This window comes from Vagococcus allomyrinae (assembly GCF_017829975.1).
Taxonomy (GTDB): Bacteria; Bacillota; Bacilli; order Lactobacillales; family Vagococcaceae; genus Vagococcus_D; species Vagococcus_D allomyrinae.
The window spans coordinates 89095-110920 of the sequence record NZ_JAEEGA010000004.1 but is presented as its reverse complement, the minus strand read 5'-3'; the positions used below and the strand labels follow the sequence as shown (position 1 = coordinate 110920).

Here is a 21826-nt window from a genome sequence, read left to right as displayed (position 1 = left end):
AAGAGAAAAGAGAGGGGGAAATCGTGATTTCCTTCCTCTCTTTTTTACGTGGTCTTAAAATCTTGCTGAAGGTTATTTAGAAAGGTTGTGATTAGTTCTTTTTCTGCGACGATTAAGGTTTTAGAAGCTTGGTGGGCGATAAAATAATCCAAAGATAGTAAATCCAACGGCAAGGGATAGATGTTAAAATGATCTTTGGTGTTGCTAATTTTGACACTTTCTGGCAAAAAGGTGACGCCCATATTTTTCGTGGCCAGTTCAACAATCGTGAAAATATTGTTACTTTCAAGTATGATCTCAGGTTGGACGTTATTTTTTTGAATTAAATAGTCAACCTGTTTGCGAATAGCTGATCCTCTGGTCGTTAAAATAAGCTTTTCTTGTAAGAGTGATTTGATGGAAAGACTGTTTGCTTCAAGTAACCGTTTATCCTTTTGGTACAAGCTTGATGATTCTGGGATAATGGCGTAGTATCCGTGCTGTCCATAATTATGAATGGTTAAATTGGGTGAGATCGTTTCCGGATTTTGCCCAATAAAAAAGTCCAATTCGCCATTCAAAATTTTGCGATCGTTGTGGGAAGGCGTATCTTCATGGAGTTCTATTTTTATTTGAGGATGTTCCTTCACAAAATCAGGCATAAATAATGGCAATAAATAAGTGCCTAAGCTAGCAAGAATGCCAATGCGAATGATATGTTGATCATGTGATGAGTATTGAGCAATTTTTTTACGAAAACGATCTTGCTCTGCTTCTAATGAATACAAGTATTGGTAATAAAGGCGCCCCGCTTCTGTTAATTGAAGTGGTGAGGACTGACGGTTAATGATAGTGATGTCTAGCTCTTTTTCAGTTCGCTTTATCAATTGAGTCAAATAGGGTTGAGAGATATATAAGTCTTTGGCCGCTTTGGTAAAATTTCCGTGTTTTAGCAGCATGTCGAGATAGTATAGCATATTAGGCGAATCAAGGGTCATGGTGCACCTCCTACTGTTTAGTGAATCCATTATAACAAATTTGTTATGGAATGATAGTTAAATAAATATTTCACAAAAGATTACTTGTGATATAAACTACTAACTAAGAAGAGAAATAAAGCAAATTGATTAGAACATCCACAAAAAACTGTCTTATTAAGCATTCATTGTAGTTGTTTGTTATATTTTTCTTAGATTTTATTGTTCATCTTAGCACAAGAAAGGAAGTTGTTTCATGAAATTTATCAGTATTGTTGGAACGAATTCAAATGATTCGACAAATCGAAAACTGTTGCAGTATATGAAAAAACATTTTGCAGAAAAAGCTGTCATTGAGGTTTGGGAAATTAAAGACTTGCCTGCCTTTAATGAACCAGAGGATAAGCTTGCACCAGTGGGGATTGCAGCATTATCAGCTGAAATCTTGGCGGCCGATGGTGTGATTATTAGCACCCCAGAATACGATCATGCGATTCCTGCGGCCCTAAAAAGTGTTTTAGAATGGTTATCTTATACAACTCGTCCTCTGATTGACAAACCGGTGATGATCGTTGGCGCCTCTCATGGTTCTCTAGGTTCTTCACGAGCGCAGGCTCATTTAAGGCAAATATTGGATTCACCTGAACTAAAAGCTCGTATTATGCCCAGTTCGGAGTTTTTATTAGGGCGATCTTTAGATGCCTTTGATGAAGAAGGAAACTTGATCTATGGAGATAAAATAACCGAATTGGAGGAGTGTTTTGCCGAATTTAGTCTGTTTGTGGAAATCACTAATCAATTGGTCAAAGATCATCGATTTAAAGCTAATCAGACCAAACTATTTTCTTGGGAACACCTAGCAGATGGAGGGCTTAACTAATGAAATTTATTGGAATTGTCGGGACAAATGCCGAAGTATCTTATAATCGGATGTTATTACAGTACATGCAAAAACACTTTGATCACCAAAGTGAGATTGAAATTTTGGAGTTGACAGATGTTCCCATGTTTAATGAGTCGGATGATCAGTCAAATAGTGAGGTTATTCAACGCTTTCACACTAAAATTACCGAAGCAGATGGCGTCATCATCGCCACACCTGAGCATAATCATTCGATCCCTTCTGCCTTAAAAAGCATTTTAGAATGGTTATCCTTTAATTTGCATCCTTTGGATGGTAAACCGGTCATGATTGTCGGTGCCTCTTATGATGTTCAAGGGTCTTCAAGAGCTCAATTACATTTACGTCAAGTGCTTGATGCGCCAGGTGTAAATGCGACGGTCATGCCAGGCTATGAATTTTTATTAGGTCGGGCTCATCAGGCCTTTGATACTGAGGGCAACTTAAAAGATGAACGAACCATTGATTTTCTCGAAAGTTGTTTTTGGCGCTTTTTGCGTTTTACAGAAGTGGCCAACTTATTGAGTGTGCCAGAAGAGGTTCAATTTGAATCAGGGGCGTTTACTGTGACGACTCCTGGACACAATGGGGACATTCCGATGGTTGTGACCTTAAAGAATAATCGAATTGAAGACATTAGCATTGATACTTCAGGTGAATCAGAAGGAATTGCGGATGTGGTGTTTACACGTATTCCTAAACAAATCATTGAAGGTCAAACTTTGAATGTGGACATTTTATCTGGGGCGTCAGTGACGAGTAATGGCGTGATCGATGGAGTGGCAAAAGCGATTAAATTAGCGGGATCAAATCCCGACATCTTGAGAAAGCGTCCCAAGGCCCCAAGTGCTTTAAATACTGAGGATGTGGATTATACCACTGATGTGGTCGTTGTGGGAGCCGGTGGAGCTGGTTTGACAGCTGCTGCGAGAGTGCTTCAACAAGGCAAACGAGTGATTGTCGTCGAGAAATTTCCAGCAGTTGGCGGCAATACGGTTCGGACAGGTGGACCGATGAATGCGGCGAATCCTCAATGGCAACAGAGTTTTGCTGCGATACCTGGAGAAAGCCACACCTTGGAAGAGTTGGTCGCCATTGATGAAGCTTCAATTGATAAGGACTATCTTGAAGATTTTCGCACATTAAAAAAAGAGATCGCTCATTACTTAGCCAAAACGTCGACAAGTCGTCCGTACTTATTTGATTCTAATATTTTTTACCGGATTCAAACGTATTTAGGTGGCAAACGCAAGGATCAGCATGGTCATGAAATTGTGGGACAATATGATCTGGTTAAACTACTGACAGATAAAGCTCTTGAATCGGTGGAGTGGTTGGAGTCAATTGGGGTTGAGTTTGATAAAGAAGACGTGACAATGCCAGTCGGCGCTTTATGGCGTCGTGGTCATAAACCTCTTAAAAATGAAGGGTATGCCTATGTCTCTGCTCTCCAATCATTTGTAGAAGATCACGGTGGTCTAATCATCACAGATACTGGCGTAAATGAGTTAATTCTGGAAGAGGGACGCGTCGTTGGCGTTATTGGTAATGGCATGAATGGTCAAAAGGTCACTGTTCGTGGCGAAGCGGTTATTTTAGCATCGGGGGGCTTTGGAGCTAACACTAAAATGTTAAAAGAATACAACACCTATTGGAGCGAAATTAACGATGACATTAAAACCTCTAATTCACCTGCAATCACAGGTGATGGCATTGTTTTGGGGCAAAGTGCTGGGGCAGACTTAGTTGGCATGGGATTCTCACAAATGATGCCCGTCTCAGATCCAGAAACAGGAGCCTTGTTCAGTGGCTTACAAGTTCCACCACAAAATTTTGTGATGGTCAATCAACAGGGGCAACGGTTTGTGAATGAATATGGCAGTCGAGATGCCTTAACGCAAGCGGCGATTGATAATGGTGGACTATTTTATTTGATTGCGGATGATGAGATCAAAAAGACCGCTTATAATACAACTCAGGAGAAAATTGATAAACAAGTCGCAGCTGGCACACTCTTCCGCGATGAGACATTGGCTGGCTTGGCCAGACAATTGGGAATTGATCCTGTTAGTTTTGAAGCGACCATTTTAGCTTATAACAGCTATGTTGATCAAGGAAAGGATCCAGAATTTGGTAAAGATGTCTTTGATTTGAAAGTGACAAAAGCACCATTTTACGCTACCCCGCGAAAACCAGCTGTTCACCATACGATGGGTGGGTTAAAGATTGATGCTAAAACCCATGTCTTAAGTCGTGATGGCCAAGTGATTGCTGGCTTGTATGCGGCGGGTGAAGTGGCTGGGGGGATTCACGCCGGCAATCGTTTAGGCGGGAATTCTTTAACAGATATTTTTACGTTTGGTCGTATCGCTGGTGAAACAGCCGTGACTGAGTTAGCGAATTAAGCGTGACGTGTCATCAACTAAAAATGTGATGGAGGAGAATCATGAGTAAGAATATTAAGCGGTGGCAAGTTTTGGTGGCTTCGACAGTTGTTTTGCTTTGCACTGGTGCGGTCTATGCTTTTAGTGTTTTTGCTGGCCCGATGAGTGCGACCAAAGGCTGGTCAATGTCAGAGATTATGTTAGCCTTTACGATTAATGCAGCAATCGGCCCAATCCCAATGATCTTAGGCGGTTTTTTAACGGATAAAGGCTTAGCGAAATGGGCGATTGCTATTGGTGGGTTGTTGTTTGGTTTAGGCTTTTTTCTAACAGGCTTTGCAACAAGTCCTGCTATGCTCTATTTGACTTATGGGGTTATCGGTGGTTTAGGGCAAGGGTTAGCTTATTCTGGCTGTTTGAGTAATACTATCAAGTTATTTCCAGATAAAAGAGGGTTGGCCTCTGGAATTATTACGGCAGGCATGGGAGGTGCGGCTATTATTGCTGCTCCGATCGGTAATTATTTCATTCAGCAGTTTGATGCACTGTATGCCTTTAGAGTGTTAGGGATTGCTTATATGGTCATTGTGGCTGTGGCTAGCTTTTTTATTCAAACAGCTCCGGCAAATTATCAACCAGAGGGCTGGACTCCTCCGCAACAGCCAGGTGGCAAACCATTAGTTAATAAAAATTGGCAAAACATGTTACGAACACCGTTCTTTTATTTAATTTTTCTGATGCTGTTTACTGGTGCCTTTTCAGGGTTGATGATTGCTTCTAATGCGTCAGTAATCGGCCAGCAAATGTTTAATTTATCTGCTGGAACGGCCGCTTTTTATGTCAGTTTATATTCTTTGAGTAATTGCGCTGGAAGAGTGGTCTGGGGAACTGTGTCAGATAAATTGGGACGAAATCATACACTCTCAGTGATTTTAAGCATGATCATTGTAGCTTTCTTGATCTTAGTGCTTCTGTCCTCACAACTTGGTTTTGCTACAGGAATTGTGATATTAGGACTGTGTTTCGGTGGTGTGATGGGTGTTTTTCCGCCGATGGTCATGGAAAACTATGGACCGGTTCATCAAGGTGTTAATTATGGCATCGTCTTTTGCGGGTACTCGGCGGCAGCCTTTTTTGCACCCAAAGTAGCTGCCAGTATGGCGACAGCGAATAAAGGCGATTTTACTAAGGCCTTTTATGTGGCGATAGTGGTTGCTTTAGTTGGATTTGCTTTAAATATTGTCTATATGCAATTGAAAAAAAGAGTGATAGTTCCGGCGATCTCTTAAAGTGAAAATAGTAAGCCTGGTAATCCACCAACGATTGATTAAATTTCGTCGTTCTTTGGGTTATCAGGTTTATTTGCGTGTCAGCAGGCGCAACCTAATGTTGAATTTGAGGAATTCAGGCATCCATGATATGATAAATGAATTAATAAATATCTACAAAAACGTGTGAAAAAGGATGGTTAAATTAATTTTAGGTGTTCGATAAAACAACGACTTATTTAAAGTTTAGCAAAGGAGATTTTATATGAAAAAGTGGTTAGCGGTTGGTTTGGTGATTATGATATTGGGCGGTTGTTCCAAAAGTGAAAAAGTAGCTGATAGCGATCTCAGGAGCAACAGTCGTCAGGAAGAGACAGCTAATTTGGCAAAAGAGAAAACGTCGAAGAGACGAAAAAAAACGAAACTCTCTACCGAATCTTCGACTAGTGCTACATTGGATGAGAAAAGTGAGAAGACAACAGAGTCAACCGAAGAGAAAAAGGCTCAAATTGAAAAATCAATGACAGTTTTTTGTGATCCAGATGAGAGTCAAGAAGTCGGTTATTTTAATGACGGTCAATCCTTTGGGGCGATTGTTCCAGATTTTAAGGCCTATAATAAAGAGGATGCCTTTGTTATCCTTGGTGAACCATCAATTATTGTGACGGAAAAAAGTGAATTGGTTGCTCGACTGGACTTAGAAGGAAGTGAAATGGAACGGATAAAAGAAGAATTTCAAAAGGAGAAACTGACTGAAAGTCAAGCTAAAGCGTTTATGTTTCAAGCAACAGATATTAAGTTGGTCACTGAGATGGGCTTAGAAGTGGAAGGCTTAATTTATGATGATCCGCAAAAACCGAATGTGTATCTATTAGATGGAGAAGTGGCTTATGTGACGCCTGTGATTGAGTATCTGGAATTTCACGGAAGATTGCCATTGAAATAACAGCATTCAGATCCTCTTGCGAATTGGCAGCTCCGTGGAATTCTTGTTATAATGAATGAGAGGGGATGAGGCAGATTATGGAATTAAGATTATTGCGCTATTTTTGGACGGTTGCTGAAGAAAAAAATATTTCCAAGGCGGCGAAATTACTAGCGATCACTCAGCCAACTTTAAGCAGGCAAATCAAGGATTTGGAAGAACAAGTTGGGTTGCCGCTATTCATCAGAGAATTCAATCACTTGGAATTGACCGAAGATGGCCTCTTTCTAAAAGAAAGAGCCGAAGAAATATTGGCGTTAAACGATCAGTTAACCTTGGCCTTGTCCGATAAGAAAAATCAGCAACTAAAAGGAAGCTTTTCCGTCGGCTGTGTTGAAGCAGACAACTCAGATACGTTGGCCTTGATGTTGGAAGAGTTGGTCAGTGATCATCCTCAAGTACACTTCAAACTTGTCTCAGGAACGAGCGACGATATTTTGGAGAAGTTGGAGAAAGGTCTGTTGGATTTAGCCATTTTACTGGAACCGATCAACACCGATGCTTATGAGTGTTTGCCATTCCCTCGTGACGAACGCTGGGGCTTGCTAGTTGCGACTAACTCTTTATTAGGAAAAAAAGAGTCGATAATGGCAGCTGATTTAATCGGGTTGCCTTTGCTTTGCTCAAGTCGTCAAGAGGTTCAAAAACTTTTGGCAGAGTGGTCAGGAATGCCTTTTGAGACGTTGAATGTGGTCGGGACCTTCAACTTAATTTTTAACGTCTTTGCTTTAGTTGAAAATCAGGTGGGAGCGGCTTTAACTGTTGAAGGAGCTACTGTCAATCATCGTTTTCCGGAGGTGACGTTTGTGCCCTTAGCACCAGAAGTGAAAACCAAGTGTGTGCTTGTTTGGAAAAGAAGATTACAAACGCCTGTTGTAAAAGAGGTTATAGCTCGTTTTAAGCATGCTTATCAAGCATAGTACTATGGGGGCTAAGCATTGGACGAATAATAGTTTTAAGCCTATGATGACATTATACGTGATTATAGGTTTTTTTGGCGTAGGAAAATTTAGGAGGTTGTTAACATGGCAAAGTATGAAGAACTAAAAAATGGCGTTATATTCCCTCCTGGTGAGAAGAATGTGGTCACAGCGGAGTTTTTCACTGGACAGAGTTATCTACACCTATTGATTAACGATCCGGCGATTAGTGTTGGCGTTGCGACAGTGACATTTGAACCAATGTGTCGGAATAATTGGCATATCCATCATGGGGGCTTCCAGCTCTTACTGGTAACGGGTGGAGAGGGGTGGTATCAAGAAGAGGGGCAACCGGCTCGTTTTTTGAAGATCGGTGATGTTGTGACTATTTATGAAGGCATTAAACACTGGCATGGTGCGACAAAAGATAGTTGGTTTGAACATATTGCCATTACTAGTGGGACTGCTGAATGGTTGGAAGCAGTTTCTGAAGAATCGTATCTACAATTAGATAAAAGGGGCGAAAATGATGAAAAAACAAACAGCAGGTCGTGAGAAATTAGGGGAGTTTGCGCCACAATTTGCAGCATTAAATGACGATCTTTTATTTGGGGAGGTCTGGTCGCGAGAAGCACAATTATCGGCTCATGATCGTAGTTTAATTACCTGCTCTGCTTTACTGGCGATGGGGGCACCTCAACTAGAAAATCATTTAATATTGGCCAAAGAAAATGGTGTGATCAAGGCTGAAATCGTCGAATTGATCACTCATTTAGCCTTCTATGCAGGATGGCCAAAAGCGTGGAGTGCTTTTACAATGGCGAAAGAGATTTTTGAGTCATCAGATGACCATTAAGGCGGCAAACTTATCTAAAATTGGTCTTTTGTCAGTGTCATTACTTGTGGTCTCAGGCGGCGCTATCGCAGCTAATATCCCAGCGATCTCCCAAAGCTACTCAGATGTTAGCCAGACGCTAATTGAGTTACTGACAACCATGCCATCGCTTTTTATTATGTTAACATTGCTGGTAGGTCATAAAGTTGCGACTAAAATCGGTTATTCTCGGACTATCTTAATGGGGATATTTTTAGTGTTGATTGCGGGACTTCTGCCTGTCTTCACTCGTTCTTTTATGACTTTATGCTTTAGTCGGGTCCTTTTCGGGATCGGGATCGGTTTATTTAATCCTTTATTGTATGTAGTTTCCACCACACTTTACAAAGGAGCTGAATTAGCTAAAGTTATCGGCTTACAAAGTGCTTTTGAAGGCATTGGCGGCATGGTGATGACCTTTTTGGTTGGTCAGTTATTGATCATTAACTGGCGGGTCTCTTTCCTAGCTTATGGTTTAGCCTTGCCGATTTTTTTATTATTTGCTTTATTAGTGCCGAAAATACCGGCTGTTGAAGCAGACAAAGCTGTGATAACTAAAAAGGCGGATATTTCTGTCTGGGGTTATGCTGTATTGTTAGTAGTAGCGGTGACGGTTTATATGTCATTGACCGTCAAGCTGACTTCGCTATTGTTGACTAAAGGAATAGGCAATGCAACGGATGGCAGTAATTTAATGGCCTTAGTAGGTTTAGGTGCCATGTTAGCTGGTCTCGTGTTTGGTCCAGTTGTGACCAGCTTAAAAAGATGGACTTTACCATGTTCGTTTCTAGGTTTAAGTTTTGCTATGTGTTTAATTGCCGTTGCTCAACATTTAGTCGTAGCTGCTTTCGCAGTTATGTTGTGTGGGTTGTCTTTTCGTACCTTTGTTCCATATATCTTTAATGAAGTGAATCAACCCGTTAATAATGGCCAAAAGAATACAACAGTTTTACTGATTGCCTTCAATCTTGGAGCGGCTTTTGCTCCTGTGACGATCGCTTTCTTTAATCGAATGGTTGTCAATGCAAGCCTCTCGGGCTTATTTCTGAGCGAAGCACTCTTAATGCTCTTGTTAGCAGTAGGGAGTGGGCTATGGTTGTTGTTTAAGTCGAGAATTGAGCGACTCAGAGCCAGCTAACAAATTCTGCGATCTTAATTTAAAGGTGACTAAATTGATAGTTTTACCAACACTCTTGAGAATGGTCATTTTTCAAGAGTGTTTTTGCGAACGAAAAAGAAATTGGTTCCCATGTGTTGACGGAAAAATGGCCCAGGTATAGAATAAAAGAGAGTTAACAGTTGATATTGGAGGGATTTTAATGAAGGGGATACAAGTATCGGCATTTGGTGAAAGCGATGTCTTAACGCTGTTGGACATTGCTGACCCTGTTATGGGGGAAAAGGACATTTGCATTCGGCTGAAAGCAGCTGGAGTTAATCCTGTGGAGACTTATATTCGTTCTGGGAACTATGGGGTATTGCCTAATTTACCTTATACTCCTGGTTCTGATGGGGCCGGCATTATTGAACGTGTGGGAGCAAAGGTGGAAGGTTTTCAAATAGGGGAGCGGGTTTTTGTGTCAACGATAGGTGGTCGTGGGACAGGAACTTACGCTCAAAAAATCGTCTGTGAAGCAGACTCGGTTTATCATTTGCCAGATGAGCTTAGTTTTGAAGAGGGGGCTGCCCTTGGTACTAGTGCTTTTACGGCAGTTCAAGCACTGTATCAAAAGGCTAAAATCCTACCGGGAGAGTATGTTTTGATTCACGGCGCATCAGGAGGAGTAGGCAGTCTTGCCTTGCAATTAGCAAAGTTAAGTGGTTCTATTGTGATTGCCACGGCAGGTAGTCAGAAAGGCTTAAAGCTATTGTCTACTCTGGGAGCTGATGTTGTGTTAAATCATCACCAAGTAGATTATTTGCGAGCCTTGCCGACACTAACCAAGGGTCATGGCGTGGATGTTGTGATTGAAATGTTGGCCAATGTCAATTTGCAGCGGGACCTTGAGATTATGGCAAAACATGGGAGAATTGTGGTGGTTGGCAATCGTGGGAGCCTTGAATTTAATCCGCGCTTGGCCATGAATCAAGAGAGCCAAATTATGGGAATGTTATTAGCTAATATGACAGATGATCAAAAAAGAGAAAATGGCTATCGCTTAAAAGGAGCCTTAAATCATGGGGTAAAACCGATCATTGATCATGTTTTTTCTTTAGCAGAAGCTAGAATGGCCCATGAGCTTGTAATCAGCCAAAGAGAGTCTGCAGGTAAAATTGTGCTAAAAATTGACTAATATGGAGTGATAGTGGTGGAGATTATTTCAGAAGAAATTTTAGGTCAAACAATTCGTGCGCGCGAGCCGATGTCTCATAAAGGCAATTATGGCAGAGTCTGTCTAATTGGCGGTGATCAGCATTATGGCGGCGCGATTATTTTGGCTAGTCAGGCCGCCGTTCATTCTGGTGCAGGATTAGTTACAACAGCGACGATGAAGGTTAATCATGGGCCGTTACATGCCAGACTACCAGAGGCGATGGTTGTCGACTGGTCAGAGTCTGACCGTCTGACCACTAGTATTCAGCAGGCAACTGTCATTTTGATTGGACCTGGTCTTGGTTTAGCGACTGACAGTTTGACCTTACTTAAACGGACCTTGATGTTATTAACCAAAGGACAAATCTGTCTGATTGATGGGTCAGCGATTACGTTGATAGCTGACTATCGCTTGACGTTACCTGATGGGCCAACGTATATATTTACTCCCCATGAAAAGGAGTGGGAGCGACTAAGTGGTCTCTTGATAGAAAATCAAGACCGAGAAAGCAATCGCTTGAGTGTCAATCAGCTAAAGGGCATTGTGGTATTAAAAAAACATCGAACAGAGGTTTACCTGGCTGATGGCATTTGGCAGAACCCTCTGGGGACAGCGGCTATGGCAACTGGTGGAATGGGAGATACCTTGGCGGGGATGATCGCTGGCTTCGTCGCGCAATTTCCCCTAAATAACGCGATTTTAGCAGCTGTCTACTTGCATAGTTATATTGGTGAAAGATTAGGTAAAGCTCACTATGTGGTGTTGCCTAGTGAGCTTATTACCCACATCAGTTCATTGATGAAGCGATTTGAAGGGAACTAAGCTTGAGGTTTGGCCAGTGATTTTAACGGATATTTAATGATTTTTTCTTGGATTTCTCCTTGTATTTGTTTATAATAGGGTTGTAAAAAGCAATGGGGTATGTACTATGGGGAAAAAAATCCTAACGTTTTTTTATTGGGTATTGGCAATCCTAACGATTCTTTTTATTATTGTGGCTTGGCTAATTATTATTGACGTGATTAAGATTGGGATGTAGGGGTGTCAATTATGTAGATAGAAATGAGGTGTAAGTGGCTAAGGAGTTATTTACACCTCGTTTTTATGTATTTTCATCTGTAAGCTATGATATGATTTAAGTGGACATGACTAAATGAAAATGGAGCACAACGTTTATGGAAATCAGAATGGCCAAACAAGAGGATCTGCCCATCCTTTTCACCATGGATCATCACATCGAAACAGACTTTTTAACTCGCGCTGTTTTAGAAAAGCGGGTCTTTGTTGCAGAATTAGCAGGTATAGTGGGTTGGTTGCGTTATAGTTACTTTTGGGAATCAATTCCTTTTATGGATATGTTAGTAGTGGTAGAAGAACAGCGGCATCGGGGTTATGGATCAAAATTAGTCGATTATTTTGAACAGTATTTAAAGGAGCTTGGGCATACAGTGGTTATGACCTCTACTTCGGCTGTCGAGAATAGTCAACACTTGTATTATCAACTGGGGTATCAAGCTGTGGGTGGTTTTTTTCCAGTGGATGAACCATATGAGTTATTATTGAGGAAAGAGCTATCTACTAATCAAAAAACAGGGGGGGCAAGGATAAATACTTGCTTTTTTAAAGGTGAAAAGTTCTTGATACATGACTGTTTGTTTTCTTGTTGTCAGGTAAAGTCAGATAAAGATTCTGAGAGTTTTTTAAAGCAAGGTTAAACCCTTGTTTTTAGTTAGATTACACATAAATAGGAGGTTCGCGATGATTGTCTTACAAGAAATTGATCAATCGAATTATAAACAGTGCGCTCAACTGAAAACTAAAGCCAGTCAAGGTCACTTTGTGGCACCTAATTGGTATTCATTATTGGAAGCCAACTATGAAAGCAATAGAAAGCCATTTGCTATTAGTTCTGAGGGTGATATCATCGGTTTTATCATGTACAGTTATTATCAGGCTGACTCAAGTTATCCAGTTGATTCATGGTGGATCGAGCGTTTTATGATTGACCAGGACCAGCAAGGTAAAGGGTATGGAAAGGAAGGAATATTGGCAGGGGTTAACTGGTTTAAACAAACCATGGATGAAACTGAATTGAGAATCTCGGCAGAGGTTACCAATGAAGTAGCGATCCGCTTGTATCAAAAACAAGGATTTAGTTTGACCGGAGAAGAGGTAGAAGGAGAGAAAGTTCTTTTGTTAAAGTGGTAAAAAGTTAGTGGGTTTTCCAGTGAAGCAGCGATTATTGCCGTTGATATTGCCTCGAAATCTGCCAATATTGAGATTGGCTTTTTGGATCGATTTAGTGGTTCTGTGGTTATTACTGGTAAGGTGGGGGCGGTTGAGTCTGCCTTAAAGGCGGTGATAACGGGGTTAGTCACCATCTTAGGCTTTACCGGTGTGGAGGTAACTCGAACTTGAGTTTATGGAGTGCTTGACCTAATTCAAAGAAGTACCTGATGGTGTGTATTCCGCCATCAGGTACTTCTTTGAGTGTGAACTATTATTGTGGGTCGAACTTGTCCAATAAGCGCCTAAAGAGGGGTGCTAGCATGATATAGAAGCCAAGATTGCCGACAGCATGTAGCAAATCAAAAGACAAACCTTGGATATAATAAGGCCAAAAAGCCGTCATGCCATACATTTTATAGCTGACAAGGCTGATGATGAAGCCGTATAAAAAGCCAGCCAAGAAACTAAAAGCCGTTTGCAATAATAAATTCCGCTTAAATAAGGGCCATTTGGCTAAGAGACCAACTAAACACATGATAATGGCGTAGCTGAACAGTTGTGCGACTGTCCAAACGCCCATGCCTAAATAGAGATTAGTGATGATGACTGACAACAAACTGACGACTAATCCTTGACGAAGACCACGGTAAATGGTCATTATCAGCAAAATCGTGGTCATTGGTTGTACATTTGGAATAAATTGAAATAATAAACGTCCAACTACACAAGCAGCAACCATCAGTGACAGGTTCGCAATTTCCTTGACAGAAAAAACAGATGTTATTTTTGCGTTTTTATTAGAATTTTGCATAGGTAAACACTACCTTGTCCCCATCGTTAAGCTTAGTGTCTTTTGCTCCGGTATTGACCATTTCATCATTGATTGTATAGGTCCAAAATAAGTTGTCAGCAGTACTTTGTTCAACACCTTCAATCGAGGTGATCATGCCACCTTCTTCAACAACGTCGAAATTATCCTGAAGTGCCTCCATTAAGTTAGTTTCTTTGGCAATGGTAATGGTTTTCTGACTGAGTTCTTCATCGTCTTTAATCAAGGAAACACTGACTTCAATTTCTTCTTTTTTGATTGTTTCAGCTGTGGAGCTTGATTCTTTAGTAGCATCTGTTCCATTTTCTTTGGTTGCGCAACCACCCATGATAAGTAAACTCAAGATTAACGATAAACTGACTAGAACAATGCTTTTTCTATTTTTCATTTTTTTCCTCCTGATAGGTTATAGGCCTAGTTTATTATAGCCTATGTTATTTTATACTAATTTGTTGGACTTGTGAAGTCCATCGCCATGATTTTAAAATACCAAGCTGTTAATCAATTCTTTTCGTGGATTTGGTAAGACAATATGATTAATAATCATCGCTTCTTCTTTAGCGCCTTCGATTCCAGCTTCCACGGCAGCTCGAACTGAATCGACATCACCTGTCAGCACAACAAATGATTTGCCAGCAATTCCAGTTGCCAACTGCAAACTAATTAACTCAACATCAGCTGCCTTTACAGCATAATCGGCTGCAATAATTGAGCCTGCTGCTGAGTAGTACTCAATCGCACCAACCGCTCTGGTATCATCAGGAATGTGAGTCATGTTGATCGCACGAATAACTTGCGGATTTATTCTAGGGATTACCAGTTTTCCAACGACATGCATCCCACCAATTCTAGCGCCTTCACTAATTGATCGGTCAATTGAATCAACTTTGCCAGAGATTAAGATATAGTACTTGCCAGGACAGCTGGCCTTGGCTGAAATGAGCTGGCAATCTGCCGCTTTTAACATAAAGTCAACGGCCTCAATTCCTTTAGCAATACTATTTAATTCTAAGAAGCCCAGTGTGTCAATCTCCGTCATTTACGCCACATCCTTTCTAATTTGAATCAATTGGTCACCAACTGCCACAATTTTACCACTGATACTGGCATGAATGGGAGCCCCTAAGGTGTCACCCTCAATGGTTGCAATGAGTTGTCCCTTTTCGACGTGGTCGCCTTTTTGGACAATCGGTTGACATGGTGCCCCAATGTGCATTTTCAAAGGAATGAAGACTTCTTCGGTTTCATATGAAACTAGTTCCGTCAAATCGATGTCAGCGTATTTTTCTAAGCCCATCTTTAGTAAAATATTTTTGGGCGGTGTTTTTTGATACTCACGCATCTCCTGAGGGACAAGCTCAGCACCATCATAAACATACTTAATGCCTTTTTCGGCTAACCGCTGTTTCACATAAATATTAACCTGTCTAGGCGACAGAGACATCGGACAAGCGATGACTTCGCAAATGCCACATTCACAACAAAGAACGGCTTGTTTCCAGACTGGATCATCGTCAATATCTGCTGGAACATCAGTCATTGACAAATGTCTCATAACTTGATGTGGCCGCAATGGGTGCCCGATTTGGTAACGAGGACATAAATCGGTACAAAGGGTACACTGAATACAAGAAGACTTTGCCTGATTGATAATCTGAATCATTTGACGTTCGTGAAGTTTATATAAGTATTCCCGTTCCTCAAGAATGATGATCCCAGAGGTTGTTTTTGTGACGACTTGATCGCTAAAATTAAGATGGTTGCCAATTTTGCCCATCATTGGGCCACCGTTTAAAAAGATAAATTGTTTGAGAGGGGTCCCGCCTGCTAATTCTAAACAGGTCGCAAAAGGCGTGCCAATAGGAACTGACAACATCGTCGGCTGATTGACAGCGCCCGTAACGGTCAACAATTTTTCGGTTAAAGGTTGATCTTCTGTCAGGGCATGGTAAACATTTAGCATGGTAGTGATGTTTGAGACGACACAACCAACTTGCAAAGGGATGCCTCCTGGGGGGACGGTTCTCCCTGTGACTTCAAAGACCATAATTTGTTCATCACCAGCAGGGTAAAAATTTCCCATGGTGTGAAGCTGAATAGGAGCACTAAACTTTGCGATAGCTTTCGTTAAAGAGGCAATTTCTTCTTTGTAATGCTCTTTTGTTACGATCACTATTTGTTCGGCTTCAACTGTTTTGCCAACTTCTGTGATGGCTTGAATACATTTTTCAGCAAAATGCTTCATGACATAGTGATCCGTTTTAAGTAAGGGTTCACATTCTGCCGCATTAATAATAAGGTACTCTGCTTTAGCCTTAAGTTTTTTTGCTGTGGGAAAACCTGCGCCTCCAGCGCCAACAATTCCCGAGTTATGAATTTTTTCGAGTAACATGTTATCACCTACATCTTCAATTTTTTAGTGTAGACGTCATTGTCAGTTCTATTGTAAGCTCTAACATTTTAGAAATCAATGATAATTAGCAGTGGATTTCATTTTTTAAGAAGCCAAAATAGTTAAATGATCCAGCTAAAGAGGGCTGCTAAGCAGTTTTAAATAGCACAAAATTGGTATTTAAAATTTGTGAAATGAATTTAGCCTTTGACTGATCTCCTTAGATTTGCTATGATAACCTTGAGATGACACTCACAATGAGGTGAGAATAAACCAACCATGCAACGATGCAAAAAGAATCTGTTCTTTTTTGTGTCGTTTTTTTGTGACCAACGGAAAATTATAGAAAGGAGAGGAAGATGACTGTTAATTCAACTATCGTATTACCCTCTGGGGTGGTGTTGAAAAACCGCTTATTGTTTGCCCCGATTTCCACTTTGGATTCTGATATAACTGGACGTGCTTCGCAGGGAGAGCTGGCTTTTTTTGCTGAACGAACAGGAGGTGTCGGCGGGATAGTGGTAGCTTCTGCCTATGTTTCCTTAGTAGGAAAAGCTTACGAACACGGGCTGAGTGTGAGCCATAAGTCTCACATTTCTCATCTTAGCCAGTTGGCGAAGATCATCCAAAAGAATGGCACAAAAGCCTTTCTTCAAATTTACCACGGCGGCGCGATGACACATTTTGTCAGACAGCCACAATATTTTTGTGTCAGTCAAGCGTCTGCTAATTTAGGGAATGTGGCCTATACTGAATTGGGAGAAAAAGAGATTGAGCAAATAGTGCTGGATTACGAAAAGGGAATTGAACGCAGTATTTTAGCAGGGTTTGATGGTGTGGAAATTCATGCCTCAAATTCTTACTTACCTCAGCAATTTCTAATGAGTAGTTGGAATCAGCGAACTGACCGTTGGGGAGGAGTGCTTAACAATCGTTTGCGCTTTTTAACGGAGATTATTCAACGGGGATTAAAGGTTATCGATCGTTTGGCTAAAAAACCTTTTGCTTTAGGTGTGAGACTCTCACTGGAAGACAACACCTCGTCAGTTGTTTCCGTTCGTCAACAAAGTTTTCGCGAAAGTCTGCTGATTATTCAAGCCTTAAATGATTATCCATTAGACTATATTCATGTGACAAGTCATGATATTCTACAGACAGTGATGGTTGAGAATCATCCGTATCAAGTGTTGCGACTGTTGAAGGTCATGTCTCCCAAAGTCCCCCTGATCGGTTGTGGAAACTTACTTCAACCTGATGATATTGAGTCGGCACTAGAGAATTGTCAACTGGTATCGGCTTGTCGGCCTTTTGTGTTACTACCTAAGTGGGCTGATCAAATTATTCAGGGGCAAGAGGTGCAACTCCCAGTTTTGAACATGTCTGGGAGTGACCGTCAATTATTGAGAATTCCGCGACGATTGTGGAAGAGTGTCAAAGAATCAACCGATTGGTACTTGTATCGTTAGGAGAGTGGACATGAGGATATTAACAGAACTTCAACAAAGAAATTTACTTTGTGAAGGGGCGATTGGCACGCAGCTTCAAAAACATTGTAGCCTAGTACCTTTAGACTTAGCGAATGAAAGGCAACCAGACTTAGTGAGAGGGCTTCACCAAGCTTACCTTAACGGGGGAGCGGATATTTTGACGACGAATACTTTTCGGGCAGTGACATTAAATAATTATCGTCAGATTGTGGAACGCGGCATTGAGTTAGCGCGATTGGTTAAGCCAGCTTTCATCGCTTTAAGTATTGGACCAGCTGGTTTGGCCCAGTGTACGGAAAAACAATCTGACCTCCTCCTGAAAAGATTTAGTGACATCGGGCGATTAGCTGAAACCCACATGGTCGATTTATTGCTGTTGGAAACATATTACGATCTAAAAGAGTTGGCTGCTGTTGCCGAGTTGCTCAGTCCAATCAAAGTGCCTTTGTTTGTCAGTCTAAGCTTACAACCAGATGGTCGAACATTCGCTGGTGAATCCTTCGAATGTGTGATCGAAGAACTTCGCCAACTTAAAGTTGATGGCATTGGCTTAAACTGTATGACCCTGTCATCAGACGTAATAGCATTGGCGATGAAACTAAGAAGCCAGATAGATTTACCGCTGATAGTTCAAGGAAATGCTGGGATTCCTAAACAAAGCGAAGAGGGTTGGCGCTTTCCAGTTTCCGATCAAAGATTTAGTGAATTGCTCGAGCCACTGTATCAACTTGATTCAGTTATCATAGGTGGTTGTTGTGGAACCTCACCAAAAACAATTCAAGAAATAAGGAAAAGAGGGGATGACATTTGGAAAATAAACAACGGGTAATTCAAGAATCAGTGCCTGGAAGACAGGTGACCATTGCTCATATTATTGCCAATCCCGATCAGAAAGTTTATGAAAAAATTGGCTTGTTGGAGTTTCAGCATCAGGCCTTGGGAATCTTAACGATTACGCCTAGTGAAGCGGCAATTGTGGCCTCTGATATCGCTACTAAGACGGCGGCTGTTCAGATTGCGTTTATGGATCGTTTTAGTGGGGCAGTCGTGATGGCAGGCGATGTGATGGCTGTGGAAGCTGGTATTTCGGCCGTTATTGAAACTTTAGATTCATTGTTAAAGATAAGAGGAGTAAAAATAACTCGCTCATAACTAGTGAAGGTAGTAGGTGAAATGGTGAAGAAAATGATGTTAGTAGGAGCAGTCGGAACCGGTAAAACCACGTTGACTCAGCGACTTAATGGAACAGATATCGTTTACCAAAAAACGCAAGCGATTGAGCACAGTGTTGATATTATTGACACGCCGGGAGAGTTTACTCAAAGGAGACACTATTACAGTGCCCTTCAGGTAACATCAGTAGAGGTTGATGTAATTGGTTTATTACAGAGTGTTAAGGAAAATTTTGCCACGTTTCCCCCTGGCTTTACGACGATGTTTTCTAAGCATAGTATTGGGATTGTTACTAAAATTGATTTAGCAACCTCGACAGATGAGATCGCAAAGGCCATAACTAGTTTAAAAGCGGCCGGGGCCAGACAAATTTTTCAAGTATCAGCGACTACTAATCAAGGGGTAGCTGAGTTATTGGCATTTTTAGCTGAGGAAAAGGAGGATGGAGAATGAAGATATATACCAAAACTGGTGATAAGGGTGACACGAGTATCATCGGGGGTGAAAAAGTAAAAAAATGTGCAAACCGTGTTGTAGCCTATGGTACAACAGATGAGTTAAATTCTCATATTGGGGTGATTATCAGCCAGATGAAAAGCAGTCCTGATATTAAAAAAGATTTGCTCGAAATTCAGCAAATACTCTTTGATTGTGGGACTGATCTAGCAACACCTAATAGCTCTAAAGGATTTCGAACGAATGAAGAACCAACATTGTGGCTAGAGAGCTGTATTGACAAATATTTAGCCTCACCACCAGACATTCAAGAATTTATTTTACCTGGCGGAGATCCCATTGCCAGTCAGCTTCATGTTGCCCGAACGATTGCCCGACGAGCCGAACGCTATGTGGTTGCCACCAGCTTGGAAGAGGAAATTAATGCTGATGTGCTGACATTTTTAAATCGTTTGTCAGATTATTTTTTTGCGGCAGCCCGTTTGGTGAATTTTCGTGAAGGACGTCCTGATATCAGTTATCGCCGCAACAGCCAAGTTTTTTATAACTAAAAAAAGGGGGCATTCACGATAGTAACTATTTTTGAAAGCGCTGATTTTTTTTGTGAAAATAGTTCTTTTGCTGTTGTATTCTATTTTTTGTTATGCTAATATAAACATGTGATAAAGATTGTCTAACGTTTTTTATAGATGGAAGTTTGGTGTAATTCCAACGCGGTCCCGCCACTGTGATAAGCTTATGCTTTAAGTCAGGTCTTTCTATTTTTAACGTGGTACTTACTGTTTCGTGGTAGAACAGAAGGTATGACTAGCGCTTATTTGGCTAGTCGAAGATTTGCCTATTGTTTTGTAACATGTGCCGACTGACAGATTTAATCAAAGGGATTAATTTATCATGGGCTAGTTGTCTCTAATGACAACGGCGTTTCATGCACATAGAGGTGTTATAGACTATAGGCAAAAGGATTGACTTACTCGTTGTAAGTCTTAGCACAACGGTGTGCTTCCCTTGCCTTTTTTTATTTGAATTTTTAAGTTTTAGTTGGCAATGACGCTACCTAAAAGGTCGATTTTGGTCTTTTTAGGTAGCTTTTTGTATTTTTTGGAGGTGGAGAGATGAAGCAGTTAAATTTTAACACTCATATTTTTATCGGTGACGATGCATTGGATTGTTTAAAAGGTTATTCAAATCAACGAATTTGCATAGTGACAGATGCTTATATGGTGGAATCAAACTTAATTGAATACGTCACTCGTTCTATTAACGATACGAATAAGTATGACGTGTTCACCGATATTGTGCCTGATCCAACCATCGATAATGTGGTAAGTGGTGTTGCGACTTTAGCCGAGTTTAAACCAACGATGATGATTGCTTTCGGCGGAGGTTCAGCTATTGATGCGGCCAAAGCCATCAAATACTTTGGTATAAAACTGGCGATTATTTCAGAATTATTATTAATTGTTATTCCAACTACAAGTGGTACTGGATCGGAAGTCACAAATTTCGCAGTCATAACAAACCCGCAAGCAGGGTTAAAATACCCGCTTGTCGATGAGTTGTTGCAACCAGATAAGGCGATTTTAGATGGACGCTTAGTTAAAACTGTTCCGCCGAAAGTTACTGCAGATACTGGCATGGACGTATTAACCCACGCTTTGGAAGCTTATGTCTCCACTGAGGCGAATGATTTTTCAGACGCTTTGGCAGAAAAGGCAGTCGACTTGATTTTTAATTATCTTGTTCGAGCGTATCAACATGGCGATGACATGGAGGCCCGCGAAAAGGTTCACTACGCTTCTTGTATCGCAGGGATTGCCTTTAATCAAGCTTCTCTGGGTCTTTGTCATGGGATGGCTCACACGATGGGTGGAAAATTACATATGCCTCATGGCCGACTAAACGGTGTTCTTTTGCCAACGATCATCCAATTCAATGCCAATGAGAGTCAGCGCGCTTTAGACAAATACGCTCAATTGGCTCGCAAACAAGGTTGGGCTAATTCTCGAGGGAAAGTTGGTGTTAGAAATCTGATCAATGAGATTAGTGATTTGCGGCAAAAGTTGGAGATGCCAGCTAGCTTCGTCGCGGCGGGATATACTTGTGAAGAGATCAAGCCGGTGTTAGAAGTAATTGCCAAAGAAGCGATAAAGGACCCAACAACCCGAACAAATCCTGTTCAACCAAGTACTGAGCAAATAAAAAAAATCGTCTTGAGTTTATTTTGACAGAGTTCTTGGAGGAGCTTATAATGCTAACAGATAGAGAAAAGAGGGCGGTTGGATGACGGATAAACAACGGTTAATTCAAGAATATGTCCCCGGTAAACAAGTTACGCTAGCTCATCTCATCGCTAATCCAACACCAGATAGTTACGAAAAGTTGGGCATTGCAGCGGCTAGTGGGGCGATCGGTATTTTGACTATTACCCCTAGCGAAGCTTCAATTATTGCTGTCGACATTGCAGCGAAAGCTGGCGATATTGAAATTGGTTTTGTCGATCGATTTAGTGGTTCAGTCGTACTCACTGGTGATATTTCGTCAGTGGAGTCAGCTTTAACCGCAGTTATCAATGGTTTAAAAGAAATATTAGGGTTTTCAAGCACAGAGGTCACTAAAACATAGTTGTTTTAATATAGTGAAATATTTAGAGGCAA

General features: G+C 41.1%; 24 protein-coding genes, 1 pseudogene and 1 riboswitch. Of the genes and pseudogenes, 20 read left to right on the top strand and 5 right to left on the bottom strand.

What is annotated here, in order from left to right; all coding sequences use genetic code 11:
• Window positions 1-44: 44 nt before the first annotated feature.
• Window positions 45-977 carry a LysR family transcriptional regulator gene (locus tag I6N95_RS07575; protein WP_209526335.1) on the bottom strand — a complete coding sequence of 311 codons (933 nt, stop codon included), beginning with the start codon at window positions 975-977 and terminating at the stop codon, window positions 45-47.
• A gap of 235 nt (window positions 978-1212) precedes the next feature.
• Between I6N95_RS07575 and I6N95_RS07570 the strand changes: the two genes are divergently transcribed.
• From I6N95_RS07570 to I6N95_RS07510, 13 genes and pseudogenes are all read left to right on the top strand, one after another.
• Window positions 1213-1836 carry an NADPH-dependent FMN reductase gene (locus I6N95_RS07570; protein WP_209526333.1) on the top strand — a complete coding sequence of 208 codons (624 nt, stop codon included), beginning with the start codon at window positions 1213-1215 and terminating at the stop codon, window positions 1834-1836.
• Window positions 1836-4262: an FAD-dependent oxidoreductase gene (locus I6N95_RS07565; RefSeq protein WP_209526331.1), complete on the top strand. Its 2427-nt coding sequence runs from the start codon at window positions 1836-1838 to the stop codon at window positions 4260-4262. Before I6N95_RS07570 ends, I6N95_RS07565 begins: the two co-directional genes overlap by 1 nt.
• A 41-nt stretch (window positions 4263-4303) precedes the next feature.
• A complete protein-coding gene (locus I6N95_RS07560) occupies window positions 4304-5530 on the top strand; it encodes an L-lactate MFS transporter (protein ID WP_209526329.1) in 1227 nt (408 codons plus the stop codon).
• A 244-nt stretch (window positions 5531-5774) separates the two neighbouring features.
• Window positions 5775-6455: a DUF4947 domain-containing protein gene (locus I6N95_RS07555; RefSeq protein WP_209526327.1), complete on the top strand. Its 681-nt coding sequence runs from the start codon at window positions 5775-5777 to the stop codon at window positions 6453-6455.
• Between the two features lie 77 nt (window positions 6456-6532).
• Complete coding sequence (locus tag I6N95_RS07550) at window positions 6533-7414, top strand: LysR family transcriptional regulator (RefSeq protein WP_209526325.1); 882 nt, start codon at window positions 6533-6535, stop codon at window positions 7412-7414.
• 105 nt (window positions 7415-7519) lie between these two features.
• Window positions 7520-7969 carry a cupin domain-containing protein gene (locus tag I6N95_RS07545; protein ID WP_209526323.1) on the top strand — a complete coding sequence of 150 codons (450 nt, stop codon included), beginning with the start codon at window positions 7520-7522 and terminating at the stop codon, window positions 7967-7969.
• Window positions 7944-8270: a carboxymuconolactone decarboxylase family protein gene (locus tag I6N95_RS07540; RefSeq protein ID WP_209526321.1), complete on the top strand. Its 327-nt coding sequence runs from the start codon at window positions 7944-7946 to the stop codon at window positions 8268-8270. The genes I6N95_RS07545 and I6N95_RS07540 overlap by 26 nt, the downstream gene beginning before the upstream one ends.
• Window positions 8260-9426: an MFS transporter gene (locus tag I6N95_RS07535; protein WP_209526319.1), complete on the top strand. Its 1167-nt coding sequence runs from the start codon at window positions 8260-8262 to the stop codon at window positions 9424-9426. The genes I6N95_RS07540 and I6N95_RS07535 overlap by 11 nt, the downstream gene beginning before the upstream one ends.
• Window positions 9427-9607: 181 nt before the next feature.
• Entirely contained in the window at window positions 9608-10582 is a 975-nt protein-coding gene (locus I6N95_RS07530; protein ID WP_209526317.1) for an NADPH:quinone reductase, read from the top strand.
• Window positions 10583-10597: 15 nt separating this feature from the next.
• Window positions 10598-11425 carry an NAD(P)H-hydrate dehydratase gene (locus I6N95_RS07525; RefSeq protein WP_209526315.1) on the top strand — a complete coding sequence of 276 codons (828 nt, stop codon included), beginning with the start codon at window positions 10598-10600 and terminating at the stop codon, window positions 11423-11425.
• Window positions 11426-11778: 353 nt separating this feature from the next.
• On the top strand, window positions 11779-12318 hold the full coding sequence (locus tag I6N95_RS07520) for a GNAT family N-acetyltransferase (RefSeq protein WP_209526313.1): 540 nt from the start codon (window positions 11779-11781) through the stop codon (window positions 12316-12318).
• A 43-nt stretch (window positions 12319-12361) separates the two neighbouring features.
• Window positions 12362-12811: a GNAT family N-acetyltransferase gene (locus I6N95_RS07515; protein ID WP_209526311.1), complete on the top strand. Its 450-nt coding sequence runs from the start codon at window positions 12362-12364 to the stop codon at window positions 12809-12811.
• Window positions 12812-12829: 18 nt separating this feature from the next.
• Window positions 12830-13021: pseudogene (locus I6N95_RS07510) on the top strand (BMC domain-containing protein); the annotation flags it as partial.
• Between the two features lie 82 nt (window positions 13022-13103).
• Here I6N95_RS07510 and I6N95_RS07505 read toward each other — a convergent pair.
• From I6N95_RS07505 to I6N95_RS07490, 4 genes are all read right to left on the bottom strand, one after another.
• The gene (locus I6N95_RS07505; RefSeq protein WP_209526309.1) at window positions 13104-13643 is read right to left on the bottom strand and encodes an ECF transporter S component; all 540 of its coding nucleotides are present in this window, start codon (window positions 13641-13643) and stop codon (window positions 13104-13106) included.
• Window positions 13630-14049, bottom strand: coding sequence for a DUF4430 domain-containing protein (locus I6N95_RS07500; protein ID WP_209526307.1), 420 nt, complete (start codon window positions 14047-14049; stop codon window positions 13630-13632). The genes I6N95_RS07505 and I6N95_RS07500 overlap by 14 nt, the downstream gene beginning before the upstream one ends.
• Before the next feature lie 93 nt (window positions 14050-14142).
• Window positions 14143-14700, bottom strand: coding sequence for a BMC domain-containing protein (locus I6N95_RS07495; RefSeq protein WP_209526304.1), 558 nt, complete (start codon window positions 14698-14700; stop codon window positions 14143-14145).
• Window positions 14701-16053: a 4Fe-4S dicluster domain-containing protein gene (locus I6N95_RS07490; protein WP_209526302.1), complete on the bottom strand. Its 1353-nt coding sequence runs from the start codon at window positions 16051-16053 to the stop codon at window positions 14701-14703. It abuts the gene before it with no gap.
• A gap of 359 nt (window positions 16054-16412) precedes the next feature.
• Here I6N95_RS07490 and I6N95_RS07485 point away from each other — a divergent pair, with 359 nt between their 5' ends.
• The 7 genes from I6N95_RS07485 to eutS all read left to right on the top strand — a co-directional run bounded on the left by I6N95_RS07485 (window position 16413) and on the right by eutS (window position 21794).
• Entirely contained in the window at window positions 16413-17519 is a 1107-nt protein-coding gene (locus I6N95_RS07485; RefSeq protein ID WP_209526300.1) for an oxidoreductase, read from the top strand.
• Between the two features lie 10 nt (window positions 17520-17529).
• The gene (locus tag I6N95_RS07480; protein WP_209526298.1) at window positions 17530-18369 is read left to right on the top strand and encodes a homocysteine S-methyltransferase family protein; all 840 of its coding nucleotides are present in this window, start codon (window positions 17530-17532) and stop codon (window positions 18367-18369) included.
• On the top strand, window positions 18348-18692 hold the full coding sequence (locus tag I6N95_RS07475; RefSeq protein ID WP_209526296.1) for a BMC domain-containing protein: 345 nt from the start codon (window positions 18348-18350) through the stop codon (window positions 18690-18692). Before I6N95_RS07480 ends, I6N95_RS07475 begins: the two co-directional genes overlap by 22 nt.
• A gap of 33 nt (window positions 18693-18725) precedes the next feature.
• Window positions 18726-19166, top strand: coding sequence for a EutP/PduV family microcompartment system protein (locus I6N95_RS07470; RefSeq protein ID WP_430727529.1), 441 nt, complete (start codon window positions 18726-18728; stop codon window positions 19164-19166).
• A complete protein-coding gene (locus I6N95_RS07465; RefSeq protein WP_209526292.1) occupies window positions 19163-19720 on the top strand; it encodes a cob(I)yrinic acid a,c-diamide adenosyltransferase in 558 nt (185 codons plus the stop codon). The genes I6N95_RS07470 and I6N95_RS07465 overlap by 4 nt, the downstream gene beginning before the upstream one ends.
• Before the next feature lie 113 nt (window positions 19721-19833).
• A riboswitch (adenosylcobalamin (AdoCbl) riboswitch) is annotated at window positions 19834-19977 on the top strand.
• A 307-nt stretch (window positions 19978-20284) separates the two neighbouring features.
• The gene (locus tag I6N95_RS07460) at window positions 20285-21397 is read left to right on the top strand and encodes a 1-propanol dehydrogenase PduQ (protein WP_209526289.1); all 1113 of its coding nucleotides are present in this window, start codon (window positions 20285-20287) and stop codon (window positions 21395-21397) included.
• A 55-nt stretch (window positions 21398-21452) separates the two neighbouring features.
• Window positions 21453-21794 (top strand): ethanolamine utilization microcompartment protein EutS, encoded by a 342-nt coding sequence (gene eutS / locus I6N95_RS07455; protein ID WP_209526287.1) that lies wholly within the window; start codon window positions 21453-21455, stop codon window positions 21792-21794.
• The last annotated feature ends 32 nt before the right edge of the window (window positions 21795-21826 follow it).